This window comes from Micromonospora sp. CPCC 206061 (assembly GCF_036906915.1).
Lineage (GTDB): Bacteria > Actinomycetota > Actinomycetes > Mycobacteriales > Micromonosporaceae > Phytohabitans.
On the sequence record NZ_JBAKHX010000056.1, the window covers coordinates 38,291 to 53,438 of the forward strand.

Annotated in this window: 14 protein-coding genes and 1 pseudogene; 8 read left to right on the top strand and 7 right to left on the bottom strand. The window is 68.3% G+C overall.

The genetic code is table 11. The annotated features are described in order from the left end of the window. The first annotated feature begins 5 nt into the window (after positions 1-5). From V6V89_RS28930 to V6V89_RS28945, 4 genes are all read left to right on the top strand, one after another. The gene (locus tag V6V89_RS28930) at positions 6-824 is read left to right on the top strand and encodes a hypothetical protein (RefSeq protein WP_334622632.1); all 819 of its coding nucleotides are present in this window, start codon (positions 6-8) and stop codon (positions 822-824) included. A 5-nt stretch (positions 825-829) separates the two neighbouring features. Further along, positions 830-1,207 (top strand): GntR family transcriptional regulator, encoded by a 378-nt coding sequence (locus V6V89_RS28935; protein WP_334622650.1) that lies wholly within the window; start codon positions 830-832, stop codon positions 1,205-1,207. Between the two features lie 271 nt (positions 1,208-1,478). After that, positions 1,479-3,002, top strand: coding sequence for an amino acid permease (locus V6V89_RS28940; protein WP_334622633.1), 1,524 nt, complete (start codon positions 1,479-1,481; stop codon positions 3,000-3,002). Between the two features lie 218 nt (positions 3,003-3,220). After that, positions 3,221-4,300 carry a lytic polysaccharide monooxygenase auxiliary activity family 9 protein gene (locus V6V89_RS28945; RefSeq protein ID WP_334622634.1) on the top strand — a complete coding sequence of 360 codons (1,080 nt, stop codon included), beginning with the start codon at positions 3,221-3,223 and terminating at the stop codon, positions 4,298-4,300. Between the two features lie 102 nt (positions 4,301-4,402). Here V6V89_RS28945 and V6V89_RS28950 read toward each other — a convergent pair. From V6V89_RS28950 to V6V89_RS28960, 3 genes and pseudogenes are all read right to left on the bottom strand, one after another. Next, positions 4,403-4,657, bottom strand: a pseudogene (locus V6V89_RS28950) (RNA polymerase sigma factor); the annotation flags it as partial. A gap of 271 nt (positions 4,658-4,928) precedes the next feature. Continuing rightward, positions 4,929-5,510, bottom strand: a complete 582-nt coding sequence (locus V6V89_RS28955) for a hypothetical protein (protein WP_334622635.1) — start codon at positions 5,508-5,510, stop codon at positions 4,929-4,931. 142 nt (positions 5,511-5,652) lie between these two features. Beyond that, positions 5,653-6,246, bottom strand: a complete 594-nt coding sequence (locus V6V89_RS28960) for a lytic polysaccharide monooxygenase auxiliary activity family 9 protein (protein ID WP_334622637.1) — start codon at positions 6,244-6,246, stop codon at positions 5,653-5,655. A 359-nt stretch (positions 6,247-6,605) separates the two neighbouring features. Between V6V89_RS28960 and V6V89_RS28965 the strand changes: the two genes are divergently transcribed. Both V6V89_RS28965 and V6V89_RS28970 read left to right on the top strand, forming a co-directional pair. Beyond that, the gene (locus V6V89_RS28965) at positions 6,606-7,862 is read left to right on the top strand and encodes a hypothetical protein (RefSeq protein ID WP_334622638.1); all 1,257 of its coding nucleotides are present in this window, start codon (positions 6,606-6,608) and stop codon (positions 7,860-7,862) included. 188 nt (positions 7,863-8,050) lie between these two features. Next, entirely contained in the window at positions 8,051-8,764 is a 714-nt protein-coding gene (locus tag V6V89_RS28970) for an SAM-dependent methyltransferase (RefSeq protein WP_334622639.1), read from the top strand. 59 nt (positions 8,765-8,823) lie between these two features. On the opposite strand, the gene glf is transcribed toward V6V89_RS28970, so the two are convergent. Further along, positions 8,824-10,002 carry a UDP-galactopyranose mutase gene (gene glf, locus V6V89_RS28975; protein WP_334622640.1) on the bottom strand — a complete coding sequence of 393 codons (1,179 nt, stop codon included), beginning with the start codon at positions 10,000-10,002 and terminating at the stop codon, positions 8,824-8,826. Between the two features lie 163 nt (positions 10,003-10,165). On the opposite strand from glf, the gene V6V89_RS28980 reads away from it, so the two are divergent. After that, positions 10,166-11,038 carry a glycosyltransferase family 2 protein gene (locus tag V6V89_RS28980; protein WP_334622641.1) on the top strand — a complete coding sequence of 291 codons (873 nt, stop codon included), beginning with the start codon at positions 10,166-10,168 and terminating at the stop codon, positions 11,036-11,038. Positions 11,039-11,066: 28 nt separating this feature from the next. Continuing rightward, entirely contained in the window at positions 11,067-11,405 is a 339-nt protein-coding gene (locus V6V89_RS28985; protein ID WP_334622642.1) for a cupin domain-containing protein, read from the top strand. 2 nt (positions 11,406-11,407) lie between these two features. Here V6V89_RS28985 and V6V89_RS28990 read toward each other — a convergent pair whose 3' ends face one another. The 3 genes from V6V89_RS28990 to V6V89_RS29000 form a co-directional block, all read right to left on the bottom strand. Then, positions 11,408-13,063, bottom strand: coding sequence for a carbamoyltransferase N-terminal domain-containing protein (locus V6V89_RS28990; RefSeq protein ID WP_334622643.1), 1,656 nt, complete (start codon positions 13,061-13,063; stop codon positions 11,408-11,410). Between the two features lie 97 nt (positions 13,064-13,160). After that, the gene (locus V6V89_RS28995; RefSeq protein WP_334622644.1) at positions 13,161-14,048 is read right to left on the bottom strand and encodes a Gfo/Idh/MocA family protein; all 888 of its coding nucleotides are present in this window, start codon (positions 14,046-14,048) and stop codon (positions 13,161-13,163) included. A 13-nt stretch (positions 14,049-14,061) separates the two neighbouring features. Next, positions 14,062-15,148: NAD(P)/FAD-dependent oxidoreductase (locus V6V89_RS29000; RefSeq protein ID WP_334622645.1), on the bottom strand; the 1,087-nt coding region annotated here is incomplete at its 5' end.

Here is a 15,148-nt window from a genome sequence, read left to right on the forward strand (position 1 = left end):
GCGTCATGCCGAATGAAATGTTGCCAGAGGTTGACCCGTCGGTGCGTCCGGCGGACCTTGAGCAGGCCGGCGTGTGGCTGGCCGGGCACGGCCTGACCGACGTCCGGCCGACACCGTTGCTGGCGACGCGTTTGGCGGCCCGGCGACGTAGGCGTCTGGCCGCTGCTGTCCTGCTCGCCGCGTTCATCATCGCGGTCGCCCTCACTTACATCAGCGCCATGGGCGAGGGTTCCGGGTCGTCCCGACGCTGGTCGCTGCTGGTGTTGACGGCGGTGGTGGTGGGGTTGGTGCTGGGCCAGTCGCTGCTGGACTTGTGGGTGCGGCGGGTCGACCGGCGGGCCGGCGCGATGCTGCCGCGACGGGCGGCCCACCCGGTCCGGCTCGGCTGGCGCACCGTGCTCGGCTGGCCGCGTGCCGCGTTCGCGGTTACCACCTTCGCGGGTGCGATGGTGCTGGCGATCGGCGTCCTGACCATGCAGGACTCCACCGCGAGGTACGCTGCGGTCGTCCTGCTCATCGGGCTGTGCGGGGTCGCGGTCGTAATGGTTGTACAGCTGCGTCATGTTCTGACGCACCCGGTCGTGGCGGACGACGAGGTCTCGCTGACCGCCGACGTCATCATGCGGGTCGAGGACGCCCGAGACGTCACCGTGCCAACCGTGGTGTGGTCGCTGCCGGTCACGTCGGTGTTCAGTACCGCCTTTGGTTGGTGGAACGTTGCCTGGCTCGTCTTCATCGTCCTGAGCGTCATCGCGCTCGCCCTGATCGATGCGCGGACCGCGCGGAGCGGCACGGTGGCGCGGCACGTCACGAGCGCCCGGTGAACCGAATGATCGTCATCGACTCGGCCTCGCCCATCCCACCGTTCGAGCAGCTCCGTGGCCAGCTCGCCCGCCAGATCCAGGACCACACGCTGGCCGTGGGCACCCGGCTGCCGACCATCCGCCGCCTGGCCGCAGACCTTGGTTTGGCCGCCAACACCGTCGGCCGGGCCTACCGGGAGCTGGAGGAGGCGGGGCTGATCGAGACCCGCGGAGCAGCCGGCTCGTTCGTGTCCGCAGCCGGCGAGCAGGGACGCGAACGGGCACGCCACGCCGCCGCCGAGTACGCCGCCGTCATCGCCAGCGTGGGCATCGACACCAACGAGGCCATCCGCATCGTCCAGGCCGCGCTGGCCAAGGGCATCGCAGTGTCGCCCTCGTCGTGACTGACCACCTCGTACCTGCCGGAGGCGACCTGCCGTGATCCGGGTAGGTCGCTGATCAGCGCATCTGCCACCACGTTTCCGCGAAGGACCCTGCGCGGGGGGTGAACCCCGGGTCGCCTCGCGGAAACGTCGCCCGGCGACGGTGGGAATGGCGAGGGCCGTCGCCGTACCACCTCGTGGCAGTCCCGCCCGAGTGACGCGCATGTTTACCGGTCCTGGTTTCGGGTCAGTCGGTTATGCAGGTTCGCCGAGAAGATGAGGTGATCCAGTCATGAGCGTGCTGCGCACGAAGTCGGTCGAGGAGTCCATCCGGGACACCGAGCAGCCCGAGCACCGGCTGCGCAAGGAGTTGTCCGGATTGGACCTCACCGTGTTCGGTATCGGGGTCATCATCGGCACGGGGATCTTCGTGCTGACCGGCGTGGCCGCGAACCAGACGGCCGGGCCAGCGGTCGCGTTGTCATTCGTGGCGGCCGGTGTGGCGTGCGCACTCGCTGCGCTGTGCTACGCGGAGTTCGCGTCGACGGTGCCGGTGGCTGGCAGCGCGTACACCTATTCGTACGCGGTCCTCGGCGAGCTCGTCGCCTGGATCATCGGGTGGGACCTGATCCTGGAGTTCGTCCTCGCGGGCGCCACAGTGGCCGTGGGCTGGTCGCAGTACTTCGCCGTGCTCCTCGATACGATCGGCGTGAGTCTTCCGGACACCTTCACCGGCGGCGTGATCAACCTTCCAGCGGCACTCATCGTTCTCATCCTCACCGCGGTCCTGATCACTGGCATCAAGGTCTCCTCGCGGGTCAATGCCATCGTGGTAACCGTCAAGGTCGCGGTGGTGCTTTTCGTCATCACAGCCGGGCTCTTCTTCATCAAGGGCGGCAACTACACGCCGTTCATTCCGCCGGCCGAGCCCGCATCAGGCGGCTCCGGCACGGAGGCGACCCTCGTGGAAGCCATCTTCGGCCAGGCGCCGGCCAACTTCGGCATCAGCGGTATCCTCGCCGCGGCGGCGCTGGTGTTCTTCGCGTTCATCGGTTTCGACATCGTCGCCACTGCGGCTGAGGAAACCCGGGTGCCGCAGCGGGACGTGCCGCGGGGGATCCTCGGCTCGCTGGCGATCTGCACCGCGCTGTACGTCGCTGTCTCGCTGGTGGTGGTCGGTATGCAGAACTACACCGAGCTGGACAGTGAGGCTCCACTCGCCGCGGCGTTCCAGGCCGTCGGGAGGCCGGCGTTCGCCAACCTCATCACAGTCGGCGCCCTCGCCGGGCTGACCACGGTGGTGATGATCCTGATGTTGGGGCAGAGCCGGGTCGCGTTCGCGATGAGCCGTGACGGGCTGCTCCCGCGGTGGCTCAGCCGCGTACATCCGCGCTTCGGAACCCCGCACCGCATCACCGCCATCGTCGGTGTGCTGGTGGCCATTCTCGCCGCGTTCGTCCCGCTGGAGGAGCTCGCCGAGATGGTCAACATCGGTACCCTGTTCGCGTTCGTTCTCGTCTCGGTCGCGGTCGTGGTGCTGCGTCGTACCCGGCCGGACCTGCCGCGCGGCTTCCGCGTTCCCTGGATGCCGCTGATACCAGTGCTGTCGGTGATGGCCTGCGTGGCGCTCATGCTGTTCCTCACCGTCGAAACCTGGCTGCGGTTCGTCGTCTGGATGGCCCTGGGGCTGCTGGTCTACTTCCTCTACGGCCGCCGCCACAGCAGGCTCGGCCGCCGCGAGCGCGACCGCCCATCGCTGCCAGACCAGCAGCAAGACCTGCGCACCGGACTCGGCTCGTCGTCGCCGTCGCCGTAACCGCTAGGCCCTGGATGACTCACCGGCAGACTTCGCGCGTCAAGCCATTCACAAACATCACTGAAACTATGTAGGCTGGCCTGGGAGCCGCGAGCCGAGGCGGGCAGTCTTTCCGCTTCCCGCTCAACCGACGTCACATACGTCGACCTTCGCGCGCCCTCGACGCTATCGAGACTCGTCGAGCGCCCACGCCAGGTCCAGGACTTGCTGGAGTAATGATGAAAGTTTCACGGCGAGCCAGGCGGCTCGTACTCGCTTCGATCACCGTCGTGGTCGCCGCTTTGACGATCGTCGTCATCGGCCGCGCCGGCCCGGCGTCGGCACACGGTTCGGTCACCGATCCACCGTCGCGTAACTACGGATGCTGGGAGCGCTGGGGCGACGACCATCTGAACCCCAACATGGCGCAGACCGACCCCATGTGCGCTCAAGCCTGGCAGGCCAACCCGAACACCATGTGGAACTGGAACGGGCTGTACCGCGAGAACGTGGGCGGCAACCACCAGGCCGTGGTACCGGATGGCCAGCTCTGCAGCGGTGGTCGCACCCAGGGCGGGCTGTACGCGTCGCTCGACGCGGTCGGCGCGTGGGTCGCCAAGCCTGTGCCGAACAACTTCACCCTGACGATCACGGACGGGGCACGCCACGGTGCCGACTATCTGCTGATCTACATCACCAAGCAGGGCTTCGACCCGACGACGCAGCCGCTCACCTGGGGCAGCCTCGAGCTGATCCAGCGCACCGGCAGCTACCCCACCACCGGGCTCTACCAGGCTCAGGTGAATGCGGGGAATCGCACCGGCCGGCACGTCGTTTACACGATCTGGCAGGCGAGCCACCTCGACCAGCCGTACTACCTGTGCAGCGACGTCATCTTCGGCGGTGGCACCAGCACCCCGCCGCCGACGACACCGCCGGTCACCACCCCGCCCACCACGCCGCCGGTCACCACTCCGCCGGTCACCACTCCGCCGGTCACCACCCCGCCGCCCGGCAACGGCGGCTGCACCGCGACGTACGCCAAGACCAGCGAGTGGAGCGGTGGCTTCGGCGCCACCGTCACGGTGACGGCCACAAGCAGCGCGATCAGTGGTTGGACAGTGCGCTGGACCTGGCCGAACGGCCAGAGCATCACGAATTCGTGGAATGCGACGGTAACGTCCAGCGGCGCGTCGGTGACCGCCGCGAACGTAGGTTACAACGGCCGGTTGAACGCCGGCCAGAGCACGAGTTTCGGGTTCAACGGAGCCTGGAACGGCACGAACACCGCGCCCACGCTGACCTGTACGGCCAGCTGAACCAAATCCGGTGGGGGTGGCACCGTCACGGTGCCACCCCCACCGCTACGTCGGAGCCTCACCAGGGTCGGGCGCCGCTTTGCACGGAGGATTCGACGGGCGCTAGCCGAGTTGGTCGCGGCGGCGGATCAGGTAGGCGGTCTCGGCGGTGTTGCCCGCCAGCTCGATGGCTTTGTCGTAGGCCGCGCGCGACTGCTGGCTGTGGCCCAGCCGGCGCAGCAGGTCGGCGCGGGTCACGTGGTAGGCGTGGTAGCCGGCCAACTTGTCCTGGAGACGGTCGACGGCCGCCAGTGCCACCTGCGGGCCGTCGAGCTCGGCGACCGCGATGGCCCGGTTGAGGGCGATGATCGGCGAGGGGGCGGGCTGTCGCCGGGATCAGCCCATGTTCCCCACGAGCCGGCGAAGATCTCGTAGGTCTGCCGACCGAACAGGAACGCCTCTCACCCCTGCAACGAACACGTCGGCCCCAATCCGACACCACCTCCCCGATTTCCTTCGAGGATTTCTGGTACGCCGGTTGGGAACGATCGACAGCCAGACGCTTCCGGGACGGCTGCGCCGGATTCCGACGACTACGCCGAGCGGGCGGCTCTGATGCCGCAATCAGTGCACCCGCTGATCAGCATGCTCAGAGCCCGGCCGCGGCGTCGTACCGGCGGCGCAGGTCGGCCATCTCCGGGTCGGGCAGCGCCTCCTTGAGCGCCAGCTCCGCGTACTTGTTCGGGAACATCTCCCGCAGGCGGTCGACGTACATGACGTCGGCGGTCGCCTCGACCACCTGGATGCCCGGAGGCTCGGTGGACATGTCCATGATCACCGGGCCGGCCAGCTTGACCGCTACGTCCCAGGGGCGTTTCTGTTCGGCGACCCCGCAGAGGTGGAAGCCGTAGACCGTCCGCACGTCGGCGAGCGTGGTGACCTCGGCCGGCTCATAGCCGTAGACGCGGACCCCGCAGATCACCGCCGGCTTCGCCTCCTCGGTGGTTATCTGCTCGAGGTTGTGTCCGGCGTGGTTGTGTTGCCCCGGGTCCGCCTGTTCGAGCGTGGTACGCATCCGGTTCGTGATCTGCGTTTGCAGATCCACCGGCTCCGCCTCCGAACTGGCCGAATTGACCAGTACAACCGCGCTGACCGACACCGCCAGCAGGATCACCGCCACCCACACGAAGCGGTTTCGGTACCACCCCGCGAAACTCTCCCGGGAAATCATTTGTTGCCTCTCACCTCGTCGTCGGTTCTGGTGTTTGGGCCGTCTGGGCGAATTGGCTGGCGAGCATCGGGGGACCCTCCGGCCCAGGACGTCAGTCAACGTCCTGGGCCGGAGAGGTGTCACGGCTGCCGGTCCGGGTCGATCAGCCGAAGTTCACGTCGCTGCACCACATGTAGGCCTGGTCGAGGTGCGAGGCCTGCCAGATGACGAAGAGGATGTGGTGTCCGGTGTAGCCGGAGGTCGATACGTTGAACGTGATGTTTTGCGCCGGTGCGTAACGGCCGGTCTGGGTGATGAAGTCGAGGTTTCCCCAACCGAGGCGCTGGGTGGTTGGGTTGAACCCCTGCTTGCTGACGTAGACCCGGAAGTAGTCAGCTCCGTGGCTGGCCTGGTCGTACAGCTGGATTGAGAAGCTGCGGCTGAGGTTGGTCGTCTTCCACGCTCCCGGCTGGTTCAGGCTGTCGTTCCTGGACAGGCCGTTGCTGCACAGCTGTCCGTCGGGGGTCCGAGCCTGGAACTGTCCGCCGAGGCCATCTCGCAGCGCGCTCATCCAGTTCCACATGGTGTCGGGGTTAGCCTGAAAGGCCTGCCAGCACATGGGGTCTTGTTGTTGCATGGCAGGGTTCGTGTGCTGGTTTCCCCAGGTCTTCCAGCACTGGTAGGCGCGGGTTGCCGGGTTGATGATGGTGCCGTGGGCCTGGGCTGCGCCGGTCCAGGGCAGCGTGCCGACCATCATGGCGAGCAGCAGGACGAGCGCTCGAACGGGCTGGCGGAAGGCTGACCGGGATCGCCCACCGGATTGGTCGAGCTTGTGTGAACGCACTGTGCATCCTCCGTTCTGCGGCGGTAAAGATCCGTCTGGGAGCGCTTTCGACGAGTGTTACATCTATAGACTTAAATATCAAGAACGTCTATTAATGTCGGTGTGGGTCGAGTTGGCCGGAGTCGTGTCGAGTGCGGCTTGCGGCTGTCTGCTTCGGACAGTTGTTACTTACGGCAACCAGGGTCGACAGCTCGACGAGGGTCGCTGTGGATCACCATCGCCCGTGATTCTGGCGGGGCCCGCTGACCCGGACGCCTGATACAAACGCGGTCATGAATCTCCGCGAGGTGGCCGTGACGATCCTGCTGGGGCCTGGCGTGTTCCTGTGCTGCGTCGTGGTGCTCGGCATGGTCAATGCCATGCTGTGGTCGGTCCTGCGGGCGAAGCTGCTCGACCCGGAGTTCGTGCTGGCTGGGCGGTGGGGTCTCGGTCCGACGATCCGGCGGGTGTGGCGGGCCGACCTCGAACACGGCACCTCCGGCTTCTCCTCGGTCTCCGTTGCGGCCGCCTGGGTTCAGGTCTTCGCCGCCGTCGGCGGCGGGCTCACCGCGACCATCGTGCTGTGGCCAGTGCCGGTGCCTCAGTCCTGGCTGGCTGGCCCTGGGGCCGCGGTCGGTGTGCTGGTGTACTCCGTCCTCCTCTGGCGTGGCATACGCGCGGTGTCCCGCCCTCGCCTGGTGGTCTACGGGCGGCTGGTCAACCGGCCGGCCCGCGCCGCCGCCACGCTGGCCGCGTTCCTGTACTGGGTCTGGAGCAAGACGGTCAATATGGCCTGGGCGCTGTCTGGCGTGTTCCTGCTGGCCCAGCTGGTCGGCACGGCGTGGGGTCGGCCCGAAGACGAGATCCTCGGGCTGGTCGGCGTGGCGTTCCTCACCGCTCTCGCCACCGTGCCGGTCGTGCTGCTGGTGACCGGGATCGTGGACGAGTTCTGGATCGGCGTCGTCACCCGGCGGGCGATCGCTATGTTCCTCGCGTCGCAGGGGCGGGCCAGGCGCCCAAGGCGTCCGACCGGGGCGGCGTACTACAGCCCACACAGGGTCCCTGACCGTTTCGCCGCCGATCGCGCGTCGCTGGGCCGGATCGCCGAGCTGCTGGCCCGGGCCGCGGACCGGATCGACCGGTCGGTGCCGGCACCTGCCCGGCCGCAGCCGGTCGCCACCCTGCTCCGCGGCGCAGTGGACGTCCTCACGGTGCACCTGCGCAGCCTGCGGTCAGCTGCGGGGCCGACGACACCGGAGATTTACGCGCTGCTCCAGACGGTGGCAGCGGTCCTCGTCGGACCGTGGCGCGGCGCCGCCTACGACGAGCTGAACCGCCAGGTCAACGGGTTCGACCCGGACGGACGGCCGGCTGAACGCTTGCCCACGCTCGGCGAGCGGAGCCTGACCCGGTACGCCCGGCGGATCGCCGACGCGGTGGACACCAGCCACCGGCTGGCGGTCGCCGTGCTCGGCCTCGCGTCTCTTGCGTATTTGGTATATCTGGTCGGGATCGGTCACCGCGGCCTCTCCGAGGTGTTTCGCCCCTGACCAGCCCGCGCGGGCGTCTCAGCTGAGCTTCGGACGAAAACACCCGCGGCCGAGTCGGGTTGCTGAAGTAGCAACATAGTTTGTCAAACCTCAGCGAGATTCAGGATGCTGGCGGGCATGGAAATCAACGAGTCCAGCGACTTGGTCGTCGACAAGACCGCGGCGCCGCACCAGAGGGGAGCCACCCGATGAGTGGGCACGGGCACCACCTCACCGAGGATGAAGCGGCTGCGATGTTCGAACCGGCCGCCTGGGACGAGCGGTATAGCGCACCGGAGAAGATCTGGAGCGGGAACCCCAACCCGCAGCTGGTCGCCGAGGTGGCCGGGCTGACGCCGGGCACCGCGCTGGACGTCGGCTGCGGCGAGGGGGGAGACGTGATCTGGCTGGCCCGCCAGGGCTGGACGGTCACCGGCGCCGACTTCTCCGCCAACGGCCTGGCACGCGCCGCCCGGCACGCCGAGCAGGCCGGGGTCGCCGACCGCGTCGACTGGTGGCAGGTCGACGCGCGGACATTCACGGCGGACGGCCGGTCGTATGACCTGGTCACCAGCCACTACCTGCACCCGCCGGCTGGCGGGATGGTCGAGGTGATCGGTCGGTTGGCTGAGGCCGTCGCGGCCGGGGGCCGACTACTGGTCGTTGGCCACGCGCCGTCCGCGGTGTTCAGTCACCTGACCGGGAGCCAGCACAAGGCGATGTTCGTCGCCGAGGAGCTGTTGCCGGGCCTGCCGGACGACTTTGAGACGCTCGTGGCCGAGCAGCGGCCGCGGACAGTGACCCGCGACGGTGTAGTGGTCGACATTCAGGATTCCACGCTGCTCGTCCGCCGTCCCCTCACAAGTGGATCCCGCGACGGGCTACATCGTGCGGGCCCGGACTGGCATGACCCGACTGTGTGAGAATGGATCAGGCTGCACGCTTCGCCGCTGGTCGTCACCGTCCTGGCCGGCGTGCTCCCTTACCTGATCTCGGCATCAGGACGCTGCCAACCAGACACCGACGACGTTTCGAAAAGCGGGCGGACCACGTTGTCGAACATGGTGAGCGCGGAGCCGATCGCCATGTGCATGTCCAGGTACTTGTACATGCCGAGCCGCCCCCCGAAGAACACCTGGTGCTCCGCGCGGACGCGATCACGGTAGCCCAGCAGCCGGGCGCGGTCCTCGCCGGTGTTGATCGGGTAGTACTGCTCGTCGTGCCGCCGCGCGAAGCGCGAGTACTCCCGCGCGATGATCGTCTGATCGTCCGGGTAGTCGCGCCGCTCCGGGTAGAAATGGCGGAATTCGTGGATGCGGGTGAACGGCACCGTCTCGTCCGCGTAGTTCATGTGCGCCGTCCCCTGGAAGTCGCCGACCGGCAGGACCATCCACTCGAAGTCGAGAGTGCGCCACGACAGGTCACCCTCGGCGTAGTCGAAGTAGCGGTCGACGGGGCCGGTGTAGACGATCGGCACCGCACCGGCCAACCGGGAACGTACGTCGAAGAAGTCGGTGCCGAGCCGCACCTCGATCCGGGGCTGGTCGACCATCCGCTCCAGCCACGGGGTGTACCCGTCGACCGGCATCCCCTCGTACTTGTCGTCGAAGTAGCGGTTGTTGAATGTGTACCGCACGGGCAGCCGGCTGATGATTTCGGCGGGCAAGTCGCGCGGATCGGTCTGCCACTGTTTCGCCGTGTATCCGCGGATGAGCGCCTCGTAGAGGGGGCGGCCGATCAGTGAGATGGCCCGACCCTCCAGCCCGCCGGTGCCGTCGGCAGCGCTGGCCTGCTCGGCGATCAGCGCCCGCGCCTCGTCCGGCGACATGGCCCGCCCGAAGAAGTGGCAGATGGTGCCCAGGTTGATCGGCATGGGGTAGACGCGGCCGCCGGCGAGCGTGAAGACCCGGTGCTGGTAGTCGGTGAACATGGTGAATTTGTTGACGTACGCCCATACTCGCTCGTTCGACGTATGGAACACGTGCGTGCCGTACCGCTGTATCTTGATGCCCGTCTCCGGGTCCGTCTCATCGTATGCGTTGCCGCCGATGTGGTCACGGCGATCCAGCACGAGGACGTTCACGCCGAGTTCCGTGGCGCAGCGTTCGGCCATTGTAAGGCCGAACAGTCCGGCCCCGACGATGACGAGATCCGCGTTCACAGCGCTCACCACCCAGTCTGACTGTCCACAGCGGAGACAGCGGCAAGCCCAGCCCGCAAGCCACCATTGCGGCCATTGTTGTATCTCGCGGCTTCCCTGTGAAGACTTGATGGCGTATTTCCGGTACCGTGTTCGTGTCGATGTGACGATGAGGAGGAAGCTGATGCCTTCCGGATCGGTCCTGCCGAGAGTCCATCTTGCCGCCGTCGTGGGCGGCGGTGACGCCTTGCTGCTGCGGCATCTGGTCGAGCACTACCGAGCGCACGGCGTGGAGTCCTTCTACGTGTGCCGGCACGTCGAGTCCACCTCCGACCCGCTGTACGAGCAGATCGAGCAGGCCGCGCGCGACGCCGGGATCGAGATCTTCCGGACCTTCGTCGGGCCTTGGGATGACGAGATGTACGAGCGCCTGATGCTCGAGGCCCGGTCGCAGCACCCCGACGACTGGTACGTCGTTGTGGACCTGGACGAGTTCCACGTCTACGACCGGCCGCTCGCCGACCTTATCGAGCTGGCCGAGCACGGTGGATATGACCACGTCGACGGCTGTTTCGTGGACCGTGTGGCGGCCGACGGCGGGTTCCCGGACGTCGACGGAGATTCGCTGTGGGAGCGGTTTCCACTCGGCGGTTCCATCACCTCCCGGCTCGTCCAGGCGCCGTCCATCAAGACCGGCCTGGCCCTCGGCCGGGTCCCCCTGCACATCGGGCACCACGGCGCGCGGGGTGGGCGAGGACTGCCTCGCGAGGTGAGCTACATCCAGGTGCACCACTTCAAGTGGACCGGCAGCGTCGTCGACCGCATGCGTAAGCGGATCGATCGCTTCGAGAGCGGAGAGTGGAAGCTCGTCTTCCCGTCGGTGCTGACCGAGACACGCCGCGTCCTGACCTACCTGGATCGCCACGACGGTCGCATCGACGTGGGTTCCCGGCGGCTGCATCTACGGTCGTGTGGCCGTGGCTACGATGACTATCCGCTGTGGGCAGAGGTGGCCGACGACGCCCAGCGCTGGCGCTACATCCTCCAGGAGAGCTGACCGCGCCGCCGGCCGGTAGCATGGCCGCATGCCGGACTTCGTCGTCAGACGCTGGGATCTCGCGCACTATCCGGGTGACCAGGCGCCGCCCCACATCCACCATTCTTCTGACGAAGCCTTCTGTGTGCTCCGCGGGAGACTGGAGGTGCTGCTGGGGGAGACCCGGCACCTGCTCACCGAAGGCGACTACCTGGTGGTTCCGGCTGGCACGGTCCACACGTTCGCGACGGCGGACCCGGAAGGCGCGCGAGTACTGGTCGTGATGACGGCGGAGGTCGACGAGCTTGTCGCCTCGCTCCACCGGGCGTCGTCGGACGAGGAGCGCGAGGCCGTGTGGGCGCGCTACAACTCGTCAGTCGTGGCCTAGCGTCAAGCTAGTCGACGCCCGCGCTGATACAGGACGCCGTCGGACCACACCATGTCGGTGCCGCCCCACTCCAGCGCCGAGCGGACGTCGGGGAAGAAGCCGCGTCCCAGAAGGTTGGCGCTGGTGTTGCACAGCAGCGGAATGCCCGACAGCCGCTCGTAGCTTTCCAGTACCCGCGCGAGCCGCGGGTGCTGACGAGAGTTGATGGTCTGCAGGCGGGCGGTGCCATCCACGTGGACCACGGCGGCCACTCGCTCGGTCCACTCCGGACGGACGCGGTGGTCGAAGAGCATGTACGGGTCCGGCGTACCCGGGTCGAAGATCTCTGGTGCGCGGGATTCGAGGCACACCGGGGCCACAGGCCGGTACCCGGCTCTGGCCTTCATCTCGTTCAACCGGTCCTTCATCGACGCCTGTACCGGTGCGGCGAGGATGCTCCGGTTGCCCAGTGCCCGCGGCCCCAGCTCCGCCCGACCGTCGAGGAACACGACGGGGTGGCCCTGATGCAGGATCTGCGCCAGGCCTCGCTCGTCGCACGGGCTGGCAATCCATCCAGGTGGTGTCGAAACCTCGGCGAGCCGGGGTCCCTGGTACACGTTCCACGCCAGGCTTGCGGCGCGCTGCGTCTTGGCCATTTCCGCGCACGCCGCGCCCAACGCGACGCCGGAGTCGTTCGGGAACGGCGGCACCCACACCTCGCGCACGAGGCCGCTGCCGCGCAACAGGCTGTTCCACTTGATGTTGAGCGCGCAGCCGCCGGCCAGACACAGGTTTCGCGGCGGATCCGGCATCTCGGCCAGCCGCTCCCGCAGGCCGGAAACCAACACCTCGCCCAGGTAGGCCTGACAGGTGGCGATCAGGTCGGCGCTGGAGAGCCCGGGGAACGACATGTCGCACTCACGCCGGACTGTCTCGGTCATCCGTGACGGTTCCGACAGCGGGATCCCGTCGATGGCCTTCCAGACCTTCGGATACAGGTCGAACGCCTCCGGCTCGACCCGGCCCAGAGCCGCGTACGCCATCGCCTTACCAGCCACCTCAAGATGCACGCGCAGCTGCTCGTCGAGCGGCAATCCAGTGGTGTCGCGCCAGAAGGGGTCGAACTGCGCGGCGAAGAACGCGAACATGCTGCCCGGCAGCGGGAAAAGGGCGCCCAGCGGCTTGACGTCCAGGGTGCCGCCGCGTACCAGGTAGAGCAGCGGCAGCATCCCGCCGTCCCACACCAGCACAAGGGCGTCTTCGCCGCGGGCGGCGAACGGACTGGTGCAGTACGCCGAGTACAGGTGGTCGGTGGCGTGGTGGTAGCTGACATACGGGTAGGCGCGCCCGTCGATGGTCAGTCCGGCGAACTCGTACCGCTGGTGGACCTCGCTCACGCCCTCGATTTCGTGATACGGGGCGGCGGCGAGCGTGTCGGAACGCCCTCCTGCGGTGACCGGCAGGGCTGCGAGCGGCCCGTCCCGCCACTGCCAGCCGTCGACGGCGAACACGTCGATTTCGTCTGGGGTCAAGCCCTGACTGGCGAGTATCTCCGCGATCTGGTCCAGGTCGGACAGCGAGCTGTATCGCCGGTTATTGGCGATCTTCTCCAGCTCGATGCTGAAGAGCAGCTCCGTCCCGTCGACAACCGCCACTGTGCCGTCGTGTGTGAGCTTCAAGCCACAAATCATCATCGTGTCGATTCTCGCACCGAAAAACAACATAAGGGAAGACCGATGGCGTATTTTGGCAGAACCTGGCTGACGGCGAGTACCGTCACCGCGGCTCGGCCCACGCGGGCCCGGCGGCGTGCCCGAGCGCAGCCGCGATAGTGGCCACGACAGCCGACCCGGGCACCGGCTCGGTGGTGTGGCCGTTGTCGATGGCGGCCAGGAAGGCGTTGATCTGCGCCACGAGGGCCTCACCTGGGGGCACCGCGAGCCACTCGGCAGGACCAGTGGTGTGGCGCTGCAGCCCGGCGGCCGTCCACTCGACCGTCACTCCCGTGGTGGCGACGGCCAGCCGCCAGCTGTTGGGCGGGGACGGGTACGCGTCAAGCCTGGCGTGCGATCCGCCGTGCCAGCGCAGCTCGACGCGCACGCCACGGGCGCCGGCGAGATTTCCCGCCACGTCGTCGGGTGCGCGGCCCACGAGGGCGTGGGCGATGCCGACCGGGTGGGGCAGCAGCTCCCAACCCAGGTCCAGATCCGGCGGCACCGGCTTGTGCCAGGCGGCGCTGATCCGCAACGGTGATCCGCCGGCGACGGCGGCCGCCAGCGAAGCGAAGGCCGGATGGTGCAGGAAGACGTGTCCGGTCCGGAGCACCAGTCGCCGGTCCCGCGCGAGGTGTTCCAGCTCTCCGGCTGTCGTGGGTGACGTACACAGCGGCTTTTCGACGAGGACGTGCTTGCCGGCGGCCAGGAAGCGCGCGGTGAGCTCGGCGTGCGTGTGCGTGGGCGTGGCGATGACGACCGCGCCGATACCGGGGTCGGCCAGCGCCTCGAAGACCCGCAGCGACCGCGGTACGCCGGGCGCCGCCGGGTGCAGGTCGGCCTCGTCGCGGCGGACCACCACCGGCTCGACGCCTTGGAGACCGGACATTACGCGGAGGATGTTGGTGCCCCACCGGCCGGCTCCGACCAGCGCGACCGGGCGAGTGACCATCGCGGACACCGGCTCACACCCCCAGCACTAGCGCGGTGACGGTCTGCGCCGCCGTGGTACAGGTGGTCAGCTTGCCGGAGAACACCGTGAAGACCCGCTCGTCGTGCTGTTTTACGAGCGTGGGGCGGGCGTCGGTAGCCGACACGCCTGCGAGCGTGGTGCGCACGACGAGCTGCGAGCCGAGCAGCCGGGCGCCGTCGAGACCGGCGTAGAACTCGGTGCCGGTCGCGAGCCAGCGCCGCCAGGTCGCCGCCGAGGACCGCCGCCGCGCCGCCTCGGCCTCGAATGTGCATACCATCCGTGTCTCCTCCACATGGTGCATCTCGGTGACGTGGCCGACGACGTGGTGACCGGTTCGGCCGCAAGGGTCGAGGGAGGGAAAGTCGCCGTCCATGACCAGGCAACTGATCCCGTCGTACGTCGGCGGCAGTTTGACCGAGAGCAGCTCGGCGAGCTGGTACCGGTACGGCGTGGCGGGCAGGCCCGCCGCGCGCAGCAACTGGTTGTTGGCCGCGTAGGTGGCCAGCACCACAGTCTCGCCGGGTGGCAGGTCACACCAGCGGAACACCGTGCCCGTGCGCACTTGGACTCCGGCCTCGCACAGCAGTCGGGCGCAGGTCCGGCGCAGCCGGGTGAGATCGACCGCGGCCTCGTCCACCCGGATGCAGCACGCCACGGTCTCGGCCCGCACCACCGGCGGCCGCTCGATCCGCCAGGTGAGCCCCATCCGCGACAGAGCGGCGAGGTAGTCCGCCGCGCTCAACCGGCTGCCCGCCCTGGCAACGGCGTAGTAGTGCGCGTGGTCGTCGATGACGGCGTCGTGGAATGTCCGCCGGAACGACTCCTCGGCGGCCAGGCATGCGGCCACCGTCTCGGGGCTGCGCGGGTAGTGGAAGCCGCGGTGCAGGCGGTACTGGTTGACGCCGCTCGCGCCGCGCAGCAGCCCGCTGGCGCGCTCGACCAGCGTGACCTGGCAGCCGGCGCGCGCCAGGGCGCACGCGGCGGTGACGCCGAACAGGCCGCCGCCGACGACCGTGACCGCGCGCGGCATCAGGCGCGCCCGCCGCCGGCGCGGCCCGCCGGCGATGTGGCGAGCAACC